The sequence below is a fragment of the Pirellulales bacterium genome, assembly GCA_035533075.1.
Lineage (GTDB): Bacteria > Planctomycetota > Planctomycetia > Pirellulales > JAICIG01 > DASSFG01.
The window spans coordinates 44,083-61,765 of sequence record DATLUO010000063.1; the positions used below are offsets into that span (position 1 = coordinate 44,083).

Consider the following 17,683-nt stretch of genomic DNA (forward strand, 5'->3'; position numbering starts at 1 on the left):
CCTGGAGCGAGGGCGAGACGGCCGCCTCAAACCTGACGCCTTAAACCAGTGGGCCGGCGCCCGCAAGCGCGCCGCCCGCCTGGCTTAGCGGAGGCTCCTCCGCGTCGAGCGGATCGGCAGGTTTTGGTTTCGGCGAGAGATGAACAGCGGTGGCTGGGGCAGAGTCTGGCCGGTAAGATCCAGAAACGCGCGTCAGCGTTGCGGCCAGGCGATGACCCGGTGCGCTCAACCGGGGCACCGCTTGGCCGCATCGCCTTCCGCGCAGCTCGAAGCTGCCTACGGCCAAGCTTTGCCCCCAGCCACCACCCGTAAACCTGAATGACACCCCTCATCACGACAGAAAGCCAATTGGCCTCGCTCTGCGAGCGGCTGGCCCGGTGCCCGTCGATCGCCTTCGACACGGAGTTCGTGTCGGAGCACACGTATCGGCCGAACCTGTGCCTGATTCAGGTGGCGGCCGGCGGCGAATTGGCGGTCATCGACGCGCTGGCCATCGACGACCTCAAGCCCTTCTGGGAAGTGCTGGCCGCGGCCGGGCATGAGACGATCGTTCACGCGGGTCGGGAAGAGATTTCCTTCAGCCTGGCGGCGGTGGGGCGTCCGCCCGCCGCACCGTTCGACGTGCAGTTGGCCGCCGGCTTCATCGGCATGGAATATCCGGCGGGTTACGGCAACCTGATCTCGAAGCTGCTGGGCGGCACGCCGCGCAAGGGTGAAACGCGCACGGATTGGCGGCGGCGACCGCTCTCGGAGCGGCAGATCGACTATGCCTTGGAAGACGTTCGCCACCTGGCCCCGTTACGCGACAAGCTTCACGCGCGGCTTACGGAGCTGGGCCGCGTACCCTGGTTCGAGACCGAGATGGCCGCGTTCCTGCAGGAAGTCGATGACTCGCGCCGCCGCGATCGCTGGCGGAAAGTTTCGGGCAGCTCGGGCCTGTCGGGCCGCAGCCAGGCGATCGTCCGCGAGCTTTGGCTGTGGCGCGATCGCGAGGCCGCCCGGCGCGATTGCCCGGTGCGGCGCGTGTTGCGCGACGATCTGATCGTCGAGTTGGCCAAGCGCCGCAGTGCCGACCCCAAGCAAGTTCGGGCGGTGCGCGGCATGGAGCGCGGCGACTTGCAGCGGTTGTTGCCCAGCCTGTGCCAGGCGATCGACAAGGCCCTGCAGGCGCCCGACGAGTCGCTGCGTGTACCCCCGCGCCGCGAGTCAAGCTCGCAGCTTACGATGCTGGGGCAGTTCTTGTCGTCGGCCTTGAGCAGCATCTGCCGGGCGGCCGAGGTGGCGCCGAGCCTGGTCGGCGGCGCCAACGACGTGCGCGACCTGGTGGCCTATCAACTTGGCGAATACGAGGGGACGGACGGGGAGCCGCCGGTCTTGATGCGCGGTTGGCGGGCGGAAGTGGTGGGCAAGCTCTTGGACGACCTGATTGCCGGCAAAGTATCAATTCGCATTCGCGATCCGCGCGCCGAGCAGCCGCTGGCCTTCGAGCGGGAGTAGCCTCACACCCTCACGTCAAATCGGATTTCGGCTGCGCTGGCGAAGGCGGCCTCGTCGATAGTCAGCCCGAAGCCGGCCGAATCGGGAACGCCGACCATGCCGTCCTTGATCTGGTAGCCGTCCGCAACAATCACGTCGCTGGCGAGCGGATCGTGCTCGGCACGATAAAAGTTGCTCACGGCCCGGCCGACGTGCAACTCCATGTAGAAGCCGACCAGCGAGCCCCAATTGTGCGGAGCGATGCGACCGCCGTGCGGTTTACCCATCGCGGCTTCCGCCAAAATGCCATCCACGCCGAAATGGTTCATGTCGCCCTGGAAGACGTCGACGGCGCCGGCTTCCATGAACGGCTCGTAGGCGGCCAACTCGTGCTGCGTTTCCCCATCGGCGACGAGCGTGTCCCAGCCTCGCTGGCGGATAAACGATTTAAGCTCCAGGCATTGCTCTACGATTTCGGGGAACAGTTCTTCGACGAAGGCCAGCTTCTCGTCGCCCAGTTCGTCGAGCAGCCGCTTGGCGCCGGCCAGGTCATAGCCGTTATTGGCGTCAACGCCGAGCAGCACGTCGGGACCGGCGTGCTTGCGAATGAGCTTGACGACCTCCAGGTCGCGGCGGTCTCCCTCAACCCGCGGCATCCACTTGAAGCCGCGGCCGATTTTGATCTTGAAGGCCCGGTGGCCGAGCGTCAGCCCCATGTCGATCTCTTCACGAAACCGGTCGGCCCAGCGATCGCCGTACTGAGGTAGCAGATCGGCAAAATAGATCGAGCCATCGTAGGCGGGGACTTTTTGCGCACCGTCGCCGCCGAGCAATTCGTAGGCCGGCTTTTTCAAGAGCTTACCGGCAAGATCCCAAAGCGGCATGGTGCCGGCGCCGAACGGCCCCACGACGCGCCGCACAGCCGGCTGGTAGAAATCGAACGGATTCTTGCCCAGCAATCCCGCTGCCGCCTCTTTCGAGATCGCACAGTTGCCGATGCCTTCCAGGCCGAGGTTGGTGTAAATCCGCAGCATGCGATCGTGGCCGCGGTCGCCGTGAACATCGAGCCGGGCGTTCTTGCCCGCCAGCTTATTGCGACGGCTGATCACGTTGAAGCCGACAACCCGCGTGACTCTGGTGTCGCTGGGAGGTTCAGCGCCTTGAAGCGTTCCCGCAAACAATGCCGCAGAGATCGCGGAGAGAAAGTTACGTCGATACATGGCTGGTTTCCTGCAGCGCCAGTCTATCGTCTTTGCGGCAATATCGCAAAAGAGTGTCCGGGAACGTCGGCCCTGGGGCGGGCGGCTCACATAAGACGCTACGCGGCCTGCTCCAGCTTCAGCAACGCCGCGAGTGCTTGGCGCGCGTTATCGACACCGCCAACCTGTTCGACGAATTCTTTAATGGCGGACATCTGTTCTTTCGAGAGCTGGCCAGGATGGCAAAAGTGAAGCGGTGTGGAAGACGGGGCCTGGGCGACGGTTTGGGAGTTCTGCTGGGTCATCATTTGCTCCTGCTTGGCAAGTGCTCATTCGCAAATTACAGCATCGGCAAATTGAAGCACTCGCCTTTTGGGCAGAACTGCACGACGGTAACGCGGGCGGTCCAGGCAAGCATTACGGGCACTAACCGCGACGGCGAGAACGCCCTACAATGGACGACTGACAAAGCACTAACGATCCAGGAGAAAGCCATGAACGACGATCTCACTCGACGAAACTTCATCGCGGCCAGCGCGACGGGGGCGGCCGCGACGCTGCTTGCCCGGCCCAAGTCGGCCAGCGCCAACGACGCAAATGCCCGGCTGCGCATCGGCGTGATCGGCGCCGGCAACCGAGGCTTCAACACGCTCACCAAGACGCTGGCCAAACTCCGCGAGCGGGGCCGCAACCTCGATCTCGTCTCGGTGGCCGACGTCTACTCCGTCCATCGCGACCGCTTCGTCGAGTTCATCAAGGAAAAGACCGGCGTCGTTCCGACCTCGCACGTTGACTACCGCGACTTGCTGGCGGAAAAAGACCTCGACGCCGACTGCATCGCCACGCCCGATCACTGGATCGACGGCAAACCGCCGGAAAGCCGGTCGTAGGCGATGCTCGTGACCGCAATGAATCAGAACGCCATTCAAATCGTGCCTTCGCCGCAGGGCCAAGGATTCCGCCTGGAAGCCCGCCAACTGCTGCGCGTCAATCGCGAGGAGCTGTTTGTTTTCTTCTCCGACGCGAATCAGCTCGAGACCATCACGCCTCCCTGGCTACGATTCTCCGTGCATGCTCCGGCGCCAATCCAAATTCGCGCCGGCACGCTCATCGATTATCGGCTGCGGGTTCACGGCTTGCCGCTTCGTTGGCAAAGCCGCATCACCGTATGGGATCCGCCGCTGCGTTTTGTCGACGAGCAAATCCGCGGCCCATATCGTCGCTGGCATCACGAGCATCTGTTCGAAGAAGCCGACGGCGCTACGCTCTGCCGCGACATTGTGGACTACGCCGTCCCGGGAGGATGGCTTATTCACTCGCTGTTGGTCCGTCGCGACGTCCTGCGGATCTTCGAGTTTCGCCAGCAGCAGCTCCAACGGCAGTTTGGCGGCGGTTGATGGTCGAGCGGCAGGCGCCGCGGTGGCCAATGCCTTTACCTGGCATTCGCGGCAGCCAGGCCTTGCGGAAGGCGGAAACCTCTCTTTCAATGGATGTTCCAGATCCGCTTGCTGAATGGACCGCGAAACCATGAAAAATCGAGCCATCGCCCTGTTGCTCGTTCTGCTCGCTCAACGCGTTGTCGCCTGCGCGGCAGCCGAGCCGCTCGCCCCGGTTGCGTTTGAGCAGGTGCGGATCGACGACTCGTTTTGGTCGCCCAAAGTCGAAACGAACCGCACGGCTACGATCGAGGCCAACCTCCGGCAGTGCGAGATCACCGGCCGCATCAAGAACTTCGCCGTCGCGGGCAAGCTCGCGCCAGGCAAGCACGAAGGAGCGCTCTTCAACGATTCCGATGTCTACAAGATGATCGAGGGAATCGCCTACTCGCTTTCGACAACGCGCGATGCCCAACTCGAAGAGCGGACCGACGCCATTATCGAACAGATTGCCGCCGCCCAGCAGCCCGACGGTTATCTGAACACGTATTACACGCTGGTCGAGCCGCAAGCGCGGTGGCAGAACATCCAGTATGGGCACGAGCTTTACTGTGCCGGGCACTTGATCGAAGCCGCCGTCGCCTACAAGCAGGCCACCGGCAAGAGCAAGCTGCTCGAAGTTGCCCTAAAGTTCGCCGATGAGATTTGCCGCACGTTCGGCGACGGGCGAAAGTGCGATACATCGGGGCACGAAGAAGTCGAGCTGGCGCTGGTCAAGCTGTGGCGCGCCGCCGGCGAGCGGAAATACCTGCGGCAGGCGCGATACTTTCTCGACGTGCGGGGCCGCGGCGACTTGCGCCGGTTGTTCGGCCAGTACGCCCAGGACGACAAGCCGCTGCGCCAACAAACCGAAGTGGCCGGCCATGCGGTGCGGGCCATGTACCTCTATGCCGCCATGGCCGACGTGGCCGCCGCTACCGGCGACCGCGAACTGCTCGCCAGCCTCGAAAGCATCTGGCAAGATGTCGTCGAACGCAAGATGTACGTCACCGGCGGCATCGGCCCCTCGGCCCACAACGAAGGGTTTACGGTCCCCTATGACCTGCCCAACGATTCCGCCTACGCCGAGACGTGCGCGGCGATCGGCATGGCCCTCTGGAACCATCGTCTGTTCTTGATGACCGGCGACGGCAAATACGCCGACGTGCTGGAGCGAGAAGTCTACAACGGGCTGCTGTCGGGCGTGTCGCTGTCCGGCGATCGCTTCTTTTACGTCAACCCGCTGGGAAGCACAGGAAACCATCACCGCGTGCCGTGGTTCGATTGCTCGTGCTGCCCGACGAACGTCGTGCGCTACATTCCGGGCATGGGCGAACGGGCGTTTGCCACTCGCGGCGACGAGCTGTGGACCGTGCTCTATTTCGGCAACGAGGCCGTGGTGGAGTTGGCCGCTGGCACGGTAAAGGTGCGCGAGGAGACCCGGTATCCGTGGGACGGCGAGGTGAAGCTCACGCTGGCGCCTGAAAAAGCGGCGGCCTTCGACTTCAAGCTGCGCGTGCCCGGCTGGTGCCATCGGGCCACGGTCGACGTCAACGCGAGGGCGGTCGACGTCCAGGCCGAGCGCGGCTACGTGACATTGAGCCGAACCTGGCAGCCGGGCGACGTGGTGACGCTTTCGCTGGAGATGCCGGTCGAACGCGTCTACGCCGCTCCGCTCGTCAAGGCCGACGTGGGGCGCGTCGCCATCCAACGCGGGCCGGTCGTCTACTGTCTGGAGGGCGTCGACAACGACGGCCAGGTGCGCAACTTCGTTTTGCCCCGCCAAGCGAAGCTGGACGCCACCTTCGAGCGCGACTTGCTCGGCGGAGTCGTGGTCGTCCGCGGCGAAGGTCTGCGAGCGGTTGCCGACGACGGGGAGGATTCGGCCCCAGCGGCCGCCGACGCGCGGCCGTTGCGCACGCAAGAAGTCAAGTTTCAGGCGGTGCCTTACTACGCTTGGGACAACCGGGCGCCGGGCCAAATGTTGGTTTGGCTGCCCGAGTCGCCCGGACTGGCGGAGATTCCAGGCGAGAGCGGCGAGCTGGTGCGCGGCATTCGCGTGTCGGCCTCGCACTGCTGGCCGAACGATACGCTGGCGGCGTTGGCCGACGGCACGCTGCCCGGCTCATCGGGCGACCACGGTTTGCCGCGCATGACGTGGTGGAATCATCGAGGCACGACGGAATGGGTCGCCTACCGGTTCGATCGGCCGCGCACTCTCGACACGGTGGCCGTCTACTGGTTCGACGACACCGGCCGCGGCGAATGTCGCGTGCCCGAAAGTTGGCGGCTGCTGTGGCTCGACGGCCACGACTGGAAGCCGGTCGAGCTGCGCGCGGGGCGGGCATACTCGACGGCGCTCGACGAATTCAATCGCGTCGAGTTCCTGCCCGTCACGACGCGGACGATCAAGCTCGAAGCCAAACTGCGGCCCGGCTTTTCGGGCGGGATATTGGAGTGGCAGGTGCCGTGACGAATGCCTACTATGAGACCACGTATCGGGCTACTTACGCCGCTGGCAGTTTTCGGATGGCTGGCGCTTGGACTGACCGGTCAAAGCGTCGCGGTCGAGGCGCTCCAGCTCGAAGTAGGCGAGACGGCCGGCATTCGACGATTTGGCTATCCGATTGCCCTGACCCTGCCGGAGCTTCCCTTGGACCCAGCCAGCGCGCGTTTTCGCTTGTGCGACGGCGATAAACGGGTGCCGGCCCAATTCCGGCGGGAACAAACGCCCGGCGGCGCCGCCCTGTGGTGGCTCGACTTCAACGTGAGCCTGATGCCCAACGAAGTCCGCACCCTGACCCTTGAATATGGCCCGGACGTGGCGGCCGATGCGGAACCGCGCGGTCTGGAACTCAAACAAACACCGGACGGCTTCGTCATTCGCAACGGTGCGCATCTCACCTGGACCGTCGGGCGCGATCTGCTCGGCCTGCTGAAATCGGTCGATGCCGGCGAGTTGCGGCACCTGCGCCCGGAAGGAGTTCGCCTGGAGATCGAAGGCGCGAACGGCGTGCTTTGTGAAATGCGCGACGAAACGGTTTCGCAGCGGGTCATTCGCTCCGGCCCGTTGGCGGTCGCGGTTCGGTACGAATTCACACCGAACGCCGGGCCCTTTGCTGAAATGAAGTCGACGGTGGACCTCACCTTTCCCGTGTCGAAGAGCTGGGTGCAAGTCGATTGGCAAATCGACGACCCGCGGCACGCCGTGCGGTCGGCACGCGCCGAGATAGCACAAAACCTCGGTCCGCCGACGGACCAGGAGCCGACCCTGATCGATTTCGGCGCTTCTTCGCTGGTTTACCTGTCGCTGGAAAAAACAACGGCAGGCAAGCTGCACGCGCGCATGGCGGCGCCGGATTCAAAGGCGCCCCGGCGGCAGTCTTGGGAAGTCCTTCGAGGCGCACCAGACCGGCTGGAACCATTCGTTACCCGGTCCCCCATGCCCCAAAGCGGCGATGCGGAAGGTTGGGCGCACATCATGGACCGCCATCGTTGCCTCGCCTTGGCGGTCGACCAATTCGGCAGGGACGGCGATGATTCGATCGAGATCGCCGCCGAGGGCCACACGAGCCTCGTGCGTCGGTTCGCCACCGGCGGAGCCGGTCTTCCTACGAGCCAGCGATTCCGGTTCTGGCTGCACTTCGTCGGCTTTCCGCCCCATTTGACTGCGGCGACCAGTCCCCAGTCGATGTTGTCGCCTTTGGTCGTGCGGATTAGCAAGCCATGAACGGGGCAAATTCGACGTAGTCTCGCCGCCTGGACGAGCCGAATTCGGCCTACGCGTGGCGATGGCCCCAATAAGGAATCCACGGCGCGTTTGCCATCTTCGACGTGGGAAACCCGGGCCGCGGATCGTGCCACCGGCCAGACTTTATATGTCTTGTCGCTCGCCGGGTATACGGCCGAACGGCCTGAAATCAAGCGCGGGATCGACTTCCTGGTCGCCACGCAAACGCCGGATGGCAGTTGGCCGATGATTTCTTGATCGAATTCGGCGGAGCTTTTGATCGCAGCACCTCACCAACGGCCAGCCGGCGCGCGTGGTGGAGCAGATTGTTGCTTGATCGCACGCGGTTGCCTCGACGAACTCAATTTGGCACAATTACGGCAGTTCCCGCCTGAAGCTGGCTCGCCTGCGAGATCCCACCTTGCTCGAAAGGGGCCGAACAGCAATGAAGTCCTGCCTGTTTGCAAAATCTGGTGTTCGATGGTTGACGGCGCTCGTGGCGCCGTCACTCCTGTTGATCTCTGCGCCGGCTTGCTCGGCCGACGAGGTTGTCATCGCGTCGGCCACCACCCCATCAGCATCAGTGCCGACAGTGCTTTCGCCGGCAGCACCTCCATCCACCGCCCCGTTGCACGAGGTCATCGATGAGCGGATCGGCGTCGCCTTGCAGGCCAAGGGAATCGCGCCGGCTGCGCGAGCGAGCGACGCCGAGTTTTTGCGACGCATCTATTTGGACCTGACCGGCAGCATCCCCACGTTGGGACAGGCCCAAGCCTTTCTTGACGACAAGTCGCCGGTCAAGCGGCAGCAACTCGTCGACCGTTTGTTGAACAGCCCGGAATACGCGCGGCAGACGCAGCGCGTGTTTGACGTGACGCTGATGGAACGACGCCCGGCCAAGCACGTTCCGCAGGCACAGTGGGAAGAATACTTGCGCACTTCGTTTGCCGCCAACAAGCCGTGGGACGTTTTAGTGCGAGAAATCGTGGCGGCCGACGGGGCCGACGCGAATTTGCGTCCGGCGGCCCGTTTTTACCTCGATCGCGACGGCGAGCCGAATCTGCTCGCGCGCGATGTAGGCCGCCTGTTTCTGGGCCGCGATATGCAATGTGCCCAGTGCCACGATCATCCGCTGGTCGAGAACTACCTGCAGGCCGACTATTACGGACTGCTGGCGTTTTTCAATCGCAGCTTCGTCTTCACGCCCAAAACCGAACCCAAAGCGGTCGTCTTTGCCGAGAAGGCCGAGGGCGACGTGGCGTTCAAGTCGGTGTTTGTGGACGGCGCCGCCGATCAGCCGGCGCGGCCGCACTTGCCAGGCGAAAAGGAAATCGACGAGCCGCAATTCGAGAAAGGCCAGGAGTATGCCGTAGCGCCTGCCGACGGTGTGCGTCCCGTGCCCCAATACAGCCGGCGTTCGCAGTTGCCCGTGCTCTTGCCGCGCGGCGACAACGTCGCCTTTCGCCGCAACATCGCCAACCGGCTGTGGGCGCTGATGATCGGCCGCGGCCTGGTCCATCCGCTCGATATGCACCATGCCGGCAATCCGCCCTCGCACCCGGCCCTGCTCGACTTGTTGGGCGAGCGAATTGCGGCGATGGGCTTCGATATCAAAGCGTTCTTGCGCGAGCTGGCATTAAGCGAAACCTACCAGCGGTCGAGCGAGTTGCCGCCGGGGGTGGAAGCACTGCCGCCCGACAGCTTCGCCGTGGCGCCACTCAAGCCGCTCACGGCCGAGCAACTCGCCCTGGCCGCTCTGCAAGCCACGGGCATCACCGATGTTCAGCGAGCGGCGCTAGGCCCGGCCCTGAACGAAGCCGCGCTCGACGAAAAGCTGGCCGGCAACATTGCCCCGTTCGTAAGCATCTTTGCCGGACCGGCGGCCCAGCCAGAACAAGACTTTCAAGCCACTCTGGAGCAGACGCTCTTCCTTTCCAACGGAAGCGTGCTGCGATCGTGGATTGCACCGCAAGCCGGCAACCTGGCCGACCGGCTGAATCGCATCAACGAAGCGCCCGCCGTCGCCGAGCATATCTACTTGTGCGTGCTCTCTCGGCGGCCGGCGGCCGAAGAGGTGGTTGAGTTGACCACCTTTTTGCAGGCCAGGGCGCACGACCGCCCCGCGGCCATTCAGGGATGGATCTGGGGACTGTTGGCTTCAGATGAGTTCCGGTTCAACCATTGATTCCGCGTGTTTCGAACATGGCAGCCAAGAAGGAAAGGAAGTCGTATGCAACGTGGTGCAACTTGTGGAGCCCTTGAACATCGCCTATCGCGGCGGAGCTTGTTGGCCGGAATGATGGGCGCCACGGTCGGCGGCGGCCTGGCCCACGTATCGGGACTGAGCAACTTGATTCAGCCTGCCGTCGCCGAAGAGTTAGCCGCACGGCAGAAGCGTGTGCTCATTTTCTTTCTGGCCGGCGGCGTAAGCCAATTGGAATCTTGGGATCCCAAGCCGAACACCGATACGGGAGGGCCGTTTCGCGCAATCCCGACCAGTGTGCCCGGCATTCACATCAGCGAGTTGCTGCCCTTAACCGCCCAACAGATGCACCGCCTCAACCTGGTGCGCGGTGTGAACACGGCCGAAGACGACCACGGCAAAGGCGCCGTGTTCATGGAGACGGGCCGACGCGATAGCCCGGCACAGCGTTATCCGGCGCTCGGCTCGGTGGTTTCGCGGCTCGTCGCGCCGCCCACCATGGCGCTACCGGGTTACGTCCACATTCAGCCGGGCGGCGGCGGCGTGAACAAGGCCGACGCCGCGTTTCTGGGGCCGAAGTTCGCGTCGATCACGATCGGCAACGGACAGCCGCCGGCCTATCTGCTGCGGCCGGGCGATCTCACGCCCGCGGCGGACCAGCAGCGCAACGACGTGCGGCTCAAGGCCAACCAGCGTTTCACCGCTCGTCGCCGTACCGCCGAGACGGAAGCCTACAGCGCTTCCTACGAACAGGCGCGGCAGCTCGTAGAGCGGGCAGACGTCTTCGACGTTACCAAGGAGCCGCCGCAAGACCAGGAGCGTTACGGCAGCCACGATTTCGGCCGACATTGCCTTTTGGCCCGCCGACTCCTGGAGCAAGGGCTGACCTGCGTCAAGGTGACGCACACCAACTACGATTCGCACTCCGAGAACTTCGATTTTCACATCGAGCAGCTTGGTGAGTTCGATCGCCCATTTGCGACACTGATCGACGATCTGGCACAGCGGGGCATGCTCGACAGCACGCTGGTGGTGGTGATGTCGGAGTTTGGCCGCACGCCAAACATCAACCATCTCTTCGGCCGCGACCACTGGTCGAAGGCCTGGTCGGTGGCGCTGGCCGGCTGCGGCATGCAAAAGGGGGCGGTCATCGGCAAGACGAACGACAACGGCACGGCGGTGGTCGATCGCGAAGTCGATGCCCGGAATTTGTTTCACACTTACCTGCGCGCGCTGGGCGTCGATTCAACGGCGAATTATCCGGGACTGAACCGGCCGATTCCGATCGGCGATCCGGCGGGCGACGCGATTCAGGAGCTATTGGCATGACCGACGAACAACCCGCTCCGCCCGTGCCCGACCCGGCGCAGGTCAGGCAGATCAAGGAATTCAAGCACAACCGGCCGCTCTTCGCCTGCCGTATCGATCGGACAGGACGCTTTGCTTTCACCGGCGCGCAAGACAATCTCGTGGTGCGCTGGGAACTCGACGGCGATAAGAAGCTGGAATTTGCCGGACAGGAGAGCTGGGTGCGCGGCATGGCGTTCCAGCCCGCCGGCGATTTGTTGGCCAGCGGCGATTACGCGGGGCGGCTCTGCGCCTGGCGGTGGGCCGCAGACGCCGCAGCCCCGCCCGTTTATAGCGTGGCCGCGCATCAAGGCTGGCTGCGCGCCGTGGCGGCGAGTCCTGACGGCGCGACGTTCGCCACCTGCGGCAACGACCGCTTCGTGCGGCTGTGGAACGCGGCCGACGGCAAGTTGCTCCGCGAGCTGGCGGGCCATGAAAGCCACGTGTACAACGTCGCGTTTCACCCCGGCGGCGGACAGCTCGCAAGCTGCGACCTGAAGGGCGTCGTCAAGCATTGGGATCTCTCGTCGGGCGCGGCGGTGCGGCAGCTCGACGGTTCTGTCCTCTGGAAATACGACGCGGGCTTTCACGCCGATATTGGAGGGGCGCGCGGCATGGCCTTCAGCGGCGACGGCGCCTGGCTGGCCTGCGCCGGCGTGACGGAAGTCACCAACGCCTTTGCCGGCGTCGGCAATGCGGCCGTGGCGCTCTTCGATTGGGTCACCGGTGAGCGCAAGCAGGTATTGCGGCCGAAAGACAACTTCCAAGGCGTGGCCTGGTCGGTGGCCTTTCACCCGGCCGGCTTCATCGCGGTGGTGGCCGGGGGCCAGCATGGCGGGGCACTGTGGTTCTTCAGGCTCGACCAGCCGAACCCCTTCTTTGCCTTCAAACTTCCCGCCGACGCGCGCGACCTGGCGTTGCACCCCGACGGCCTTCGACTGGCGATTGCTCATTCCGATGGTGCGTTGCGGCTCTACGATATTTCACCCAAGCCAGCGGCCTAATCCCTTCCAGCGAAGTGCTCGAATTGGCCCGGAGGTCCAGATGTTGCAAGTCTTTGGAAAGGCGGTGGCGGCACGATGGCAACGAAGTCGGTCGTGGTATAGAATCGGGGCTGCCGCCGCCGATCAAGGTTTCTTGTCGTGGGTCGATGCATGGTTCGCAGCTTCTCGTTCGCGTTGTTCATTTCGGCGTTTTGCCTTGTGCATCTGGCCCTGGCCAACGAACCGGCTTCGGTTGCCTCGGCAACGCGGCAGCAGGTCCAGCAGTCGGTCGAGCACGCCATTGGATATCTGCAAACCGAAAGTGCGGCGTGGCTGAACACGCGCAAATGCGCCGCCTGTCATCACGTGCCGCTGCCGCTTTGGGCGCTGAGCGAAGCCGAACGGCAGGGGTACGCCATCGACAAGAAATTCGTGGCGGATACGGTCGAGTCGCTGCTGGGCAGCAGAGACAAGTTGATGGCCTCAAAGATCTTTCCCGATCCGGCCGGTCCGCCCGACCCGCGCCCCCAGGGTCGAGGGCTGAATATGGGGCTGCCGTTCCTGGCCGTGGCTGCACGGTCGTTGCCCTCGCTGGAAGAGGGACAGAAACAAAGCCTGAAGCTGATCGCGGAGCAAATCGTCAAGAAGCAGCAACCAGATGGTTCGTGGGAATTCTTTGCCACTCTCAGGCGGCCGCCGATCAACGAAAGCCAGACCACCGACGCCGCCTGGATCATCATGGCGCTCGAGGGGGAAACGGGCCCAAGCGCGCCGGAAGCGCAGCGCGCGGCGCTGTCGAGAGCGATCGCCTGGCTCGAGCTTGCAGTTGGCCAATGATTTCTCGATCGACCCCTGACGGTTCGCCCGGCAGCTCGAAACTATTGACGCCGATCACCTGCGCTGCAAGCTCCTGGGCCACGCTCGGCCTGGCGAGACTTGCGCCGAAGGAGAAATAGATCGAGGTTGCGCGCTCTGTCCGTGCCGGCGCCGGCCTCATTGTTGCGCTATGAGCAGCCTTCGTCCAACTGACCGCGGCCGGAAGCTTCTTTGCTTGGGGCCATCAGCCACCGGCCCAATAATGACGCCATGAGCCGACAGTTTCAGTTCAGCGTTAAGGGATTGCTAGCCCACCTAGCGCTAGTCGCTGTTGGCTGCACCTGCCTTCAGTCGAGCGCCAACCAACGATGGGCTTGGCAGAGTGCTTGCCTCATCGTGGGCACGGCCGCCGCCTGGGGCGGTGCATGGGGCGTTCTCAGGGGCAGACCGGTCCTCTTCGCGGCGGCGGTCGCCGTAGCGATGCTTCCTCTGGTGTGGCTCATATACGCCCACAAGCTCTAAGGAAAGCCGCCCCCGTTTCTCAGGCCCAGCGCGCAGCCAAACAGGAATTGCGCACCACCCCGTTTTTGCCTCGCTTGTAAATCGCTGACGGCCGACACGAAAATCGACAAGTTTGCGCGTTGCCGTCAGCTTAACCACACCCGCCGAACTGCGTTCGGTCGATGAAACCGAATGCAGTTTGCCGCAGCACGCCGAGCGGCGGCGAGGCGCCGGCCCGATCGGCGACTTGCTGCCGGCAGTCCTCACCCGCTTGAACGTGAAGGACACCGTCGTCTCGACGACATCGTCGGAGGTCATCCCGCTGCCACGAGGCCGACCCGAAGAAGCCCGCTGTATGATCTCGCCGTCCAAAACGCTATACTAGGAGGCGCCGTCCCTGCATCCATCCTGCCGAGGAGTCGTCGCAATGACCTACACCGCAAACCGACGTCAGTGCCTTCAGACATCCGCCGCGGCCATCGTGGTATTGGCGCTAGCGGGAACGATGCAACTGGCTTCGCGCGCCGACGAAAAGGATCAGGGGCCGGTGCAGAAGAAGGTGGCAACGGAAGCGTCGACGAAGGATTCGGGGGAGCTGCGGAAGATGGCGATTAGCGTGCGGGATGAGCAGGGCCGGCCGCTGTCCGGGGTAAACGTGCATGCCAGCGTGTGGGAAATCGAACGGGGTAAGAATCGATTTCCCAACCGAGATTACACGACGAATGAAATGGGTGTGGCCGAGATCGAGATACCGCGCCGCTTATTGATTTTGCGAATTTGGCCTTCTAGAGACGGCTATGTTCCCCAGGTTATCGGCTTCGAACAGGGAACGCACGACGAAGGTCGACTGATTCCCGATGCGTACGATTTCACGCTCCAGGCAGGCCACCGCCTGAGCGGATTCGTGGTTGACCTGGACGGCAAGCCGATTGCCAACGCCCGAGTCCAAGTCGAAGTTGAAGTCGACGAGCGCTCTGGGGGTGCCAATCCCAAACCGATCATCAGCGGTTGGCTGGAGGACGCAGCCATCACTGGGGAGGATGGCCGCTGGGAAATCACGAACGCGCCGGCGCAAAGAGAGGGCACGGACTACGAATTTCGCCTGCAAGTGACCCATCCTGAATTCGCTGGCGATACGCGTTGGGGAGAGCTGCAAGAGGCACAGGGAATCACGACCGAGCAGCTTCGCGCCGGCACCGCGAAACTGATACTCGATCGCGGCGTGTCGTTTTCGGGAACGATCACGGGCCCCGACGGCAAGCCGGTGACGAAGGGGCTGGTAATTTGGAACGACCGCCCCTACTGGGCGCAGGGAGTGAATGAGACGCAAATCGACGAAGCGGGCCACTACGAGACCAAGCGGCTCGCGCCTGGTAAGTATCCCCTCACCGTATTGGCTCCTGGTTTCGCTCCAGAACGACGGATGATTCAGGCGAAGCAGTCGCAGGAGCATTTTGATTTCCAGCTCGATGCGGGCCATCCCATCAAGATCCAACTTGTAGACGCATCCGGTAAGCCGGTCCCCAAAGCCTATGTGCAAATTGGCGAGTGGCGCGGAACCGAAGCGATCTACAACCACAAACATTCGAACGTGCCCGACTCGGGCATCCCGCGCAGCGCCGACGAAGACGGCGTGTACACCTGGGACTGGGCGCCGGCCGATGCCGTGGCCTACCGCATCATCGCCCAAGGATATGACGTCAAAGAGGTGACCCTCGTCGCGAAAGACAAGCCGCACCGCGTCCAGCTCGCTTCCGCGATCACGATCTTTGGGAAGGTCGTCGATGCGGCATCTGGCGAGCCAGTCGAGCTCTTCCGGGTCATCCCCGTCAAGGCGTTCCGGCCCGACTTTTACTCGACCGATTTTCAGGCGGGAAGTGTCGCCGAGGGAAAGGACGGCCGGTACAGGATCGAGATAGACAGCTATGGGGAGACGGGCAACCGATATCGCGTGAGGATCGAGGCCGAGGGGTATCGGACGGTGCTGGGGCAGAAGTCGCTTGCTGTGGGCGATGCGCCGCTGGAAGAAGATTTCAAGCTGGAAAGGGCGACGGCCCTCGAAGGCACAGTGCTGGATCCGAACGGCGAACCCGGGGACGGGTTCACCGCGGCGGTTGGAACGCCGACCGTGGCAACTCAGTTTGGCCTCGAAGGTGCTGATACAAGCTTTGGCATCGGCTTCGACGTGCGGGGGAGCAACACATTCAAGCTGCCAGCCACGTTCGAACCAAGTCGCATTCGGGTCTTCAATCAATCGGGATTTGCCGAAGTCTTGCGCCAGCCCGATGAACCGATCGGAACCATCGCTTTACAACCTTGGGCATCCGTGTCGGGCCGTCTCGTGCAAGACGACAAACCGGTTCCGAACGAATGGATCTATTTCCATCCACTGGCAGAACGCGCATTGACGGAGGCCCGCTTCCAAGATTCATTTACGGCCAAGACCGACCTGGACGGACACTTCCATTTCGACCGCTTACCGCCCATGAGCGGCGCCGTCCACGCCTATCTCGGCCCGTGGCGGGATTCCGTGCTGACTTCGAGCAAATCGGTTCCCCTCGATTTGAAGCCGGGCGATCGCCAGGAAGCGACGTTGGGCGGCGGCGGCGCTACGATCGCCGGACGCGTCGTGGCTGCCGGCAGAAACAACGATACTTTGAGCAAGAACTGGTCGCTCAACTACCTCGTGAGCCGCACGAGCGGGGTCGACTATCCACGCGACGCCGAGCCGCTGAGCTTCGATGCCTCTGGTCCCTTACAGGAAAGTTGGCTGCGACAGCCCGATTTTGACGACTGGCGGGCGACGCGAGAAAACTACTTCGTGAAACTTGCCGAGGATGGCCGCCTGCGGATCGTCGGCGTTCGGCCCGGGGAATACGACCTTCTCATTCAACTCTATGAACAGCCGTCGGGCTGTCTCGTCGAGACGATCGGCGAGAAGGTCATTCCGGTAACGATCACCAAGGACCAGGCTTACGCCGGGGAAGTCGTGCTGGGAGATATCGAAGTTCCCTGCCGCACCGGTCCGCGCATCGGCTCCGATATGCGGGCCTTCAAATTCACCGATGCCGAGGGGCGCGTGCGACGGGTCGACGACATGAATGGTCGCCATGTGCTGTTTCACGTGTGGGCAAGCTGGTGCAAGCCGTGTCTGGCGGCAATGCCTGAATTGAAAGCGGCTGTGGATCAACACGCCGCGGATTCACTCACGGTCGTCGGTTTGAACATCGACAAAGACGCTTCCGCCGCCAGAGCGCTCTCGCAAAATGACGGGTGGAGCTGGGCGCAGAACTACCTCGGTGACGACTCAGACATGATGCGTCAGCTAGGGGTCAGTTCGGTGCCGGCATACTACCTGATTGGTCCGGATGGCAAGCTCATCGGTTCGTCCAACACGTGGGAAGAAACCGAAAAGCTCCTCAGCGACGAGCTCCGATAGGCCGTCGGCTTCATTCGGACGGTGTATCTTCGCGAGAAACACGCCAAGGCCGGACGGAACTTTTCAGCGAGGCACAGCGTCCAAACGAGAAGGGTACGCATTAGCACACTCCAAGTATTGATGGATAAGATCACGAAATGTCATTTTGTCCACGTTTGGAACAGCAATCGCTACACCTAGAGGGCAGGCGGGATTCCGGCCAAAATGGCGGGCGGATTTCGGTCGTTGGTCGCCCGTGGTCCGTTGTGCGTGGCCCGCGGCGGGCAAAGCTACGCGCGGGCCGCCTCAAATCAACCTTTATAATAGCGTGACCTTGCTTGGCAGCCTTCCAATTTGCGACCGGGAGGACCACAAGATGTTGTGGTTGGCCGCGGCCGGACCACAAGATGTGCCAAGATGGCCAACTGCCAACGTTGGCAACCTTCCAACTTGCTTGGCAACCTTCCAACTGCCCGCGTGCGGAAACACTCCAATAGCAAGTTGGCCATCTTCGAAGGTGGCCACACGGCGCTTGTATAAGCGGATGTTGATGCGTTCGGTCGCCGACGCGCAAGGCTCTCCCAGGCAAAAGGTT

Annotated in this window: 12 protein-coding genes; 10 read left to right on the forward strand and 2 right to left on the reverse strand. The window is 63.1% G+C overall.

Annotated features, from left to right (window positions below; genetic code table 11):
• Positions 1–318: 318 nt before the first annotated feature.
• Positions 319–1,497 carry an HRDC domain-containing protein gene (locus VNH11_08105; GenBank protein ID HVA46321.1) on the forward strand — a complete coding sequence of 393 codons (1,179 nt, stop codon included), beginning with the start codon at positions 319–321 and terminating at the stop codon, positions 1,495–1,497.
• 2 nt (positions 1,498–1,499) lie between these two features.
• Here the strand turns inward: VNH11_08105 and VNH11_08110 are convergent, their stop codons facing one another.
• Positions 1,500–2,696 (reverse strand): enolase C-terminal domain-like protein, encoded by a 1,197-nt coding sequence (locus tag VNH11_08110; protein HVA46322.1) that lies wholly within the window; start codon positions 2,694–2,696, stop codon positions 1,500–1,502.
• Between the two features lie 98 nt (positions 2,697–2,794).
• Positions 2,795–2,983: a hypothetical protein gene (locus VNH11_08115; GenBank protein HVA46323.1), complete on the reverse strand. Its 189-nt coding sequence runs from the start codon at positions 2,981–2,983 to the stop codon at positions 2,795–2,797.
• Between the two features lie 186 nt (positions 2,984–3,169).
• Here VNH11_08115 and VNH11_08120 point away from each other — a divergent pair, with 186 nt between their 5' ends.
• The 9 genes from VNH11_08120 (at position 3,170) to VNH11_08160 (ending at position 17,109) form a co-directional block, all read left to right on the forward strand.
• Entirely contained in the window at positions 3,170–3,565 is a 396-nt protein-coding gene (locus VNH11_08120; protein ID HVA46324.1) for a twin-arginine translocation signal domain-containing protein, read from the forward strand.
• Positions 3,566–3,583: 18 nt separating this feature from the next.
• Positions 3,584–4,072 (forward strand): SRPBCC family protein, encoded by a 489-nt coding sequence (locus VNH11_08125; protein HVA46325.1) that lies wholly within the window; start codon positions 3,584–3,586, stop codon positions 4,070–4,072.
• A gap of 130 nt (positions 4,073–4,202) precedes the next feature.
• On the forward strand, positions 4,203–6,563 hold the full coding sequence (locus VNH11_08130) for a beta-L-arabinofuranosidase domain-containing protein (GenBank protein HVA46326.1): 2,361 nt from the start codon (positions 4,203–4,205) through the stop codon (positions 6,561–6,563).
• A 12-nt stretch (positions 6,564–6,575) separates the two neighbouring features.
• Positions 6,576–7,820 (forward strand): hypothetical protein, encoded by a 1,245-nt coding sequence (locus tag VNH11_08135; protein ID HVA46327.1) that lies wholly within the window; start codon positions 6,576–6,578, stop codon positions 7,818–7,820.
• A gap of 583 nt (positions 7,821–8,403) precedes the next feature.
• Positions 8,404–10,005, forward strand: a complete 1,602-nt coding sequence (locus VNH11_08140) for a DUF1549 domain-containing protein (GenBank protein HVA46328.1) — start codon at positions 8,404–8,406, stop codon at positions 10,003–10,005.
• A 111-nt stretch (positions 10,006–10,116) separates the two neighbouring features.
• Entirely contained in the window at positions 10,117–11,352 is a 1,236-nt protein-coding gene (locus tag VNH11_08145) for a DUF1501 domain-containing protein (protein HVA46329.1), read from the forward strand.
• Positions 11,349–12,374, forward strand: a complete 1,026-nt coding sequence (locus VNH11_08150; GenBank protein HVA46330.1) for a hypothetical protein — start codon at positions 11,349–11,351, stop codon at positions 12,372–12,374. Before VNH11_08145 ends, VNH11_08150 begins: the two co-directional genes overlap by 4 nt.
• 345 nt (positions 12,375–12,719) lie before the next feature.
• Positions 12,720–13,190 (forward strand): hypothetical protein, encoded by a 471-nt coding sequence (locus tag VNH11_08155; GenBank protein ID HVA46331.1) that lies wholly within the window; start codon positions 12,720–12,722, stop codon positions 13,188–13,190.
• 907 nt (positions 13,191–14,097) lie between these two features.
• On the forward strand, positions 14,098–17,109 hold the full coding sequence (locus VNH11_08160; GenBank protein HVA46332.1) for a carboxypeptidase regulatory-like domain-containing protein: 3,012 nt from the start codon (positions 14,098–14,100) through the stop codon (positions 17,107–17,109).
• Positions 17,110–17,683: the final 574 nt, after the last annotated feature.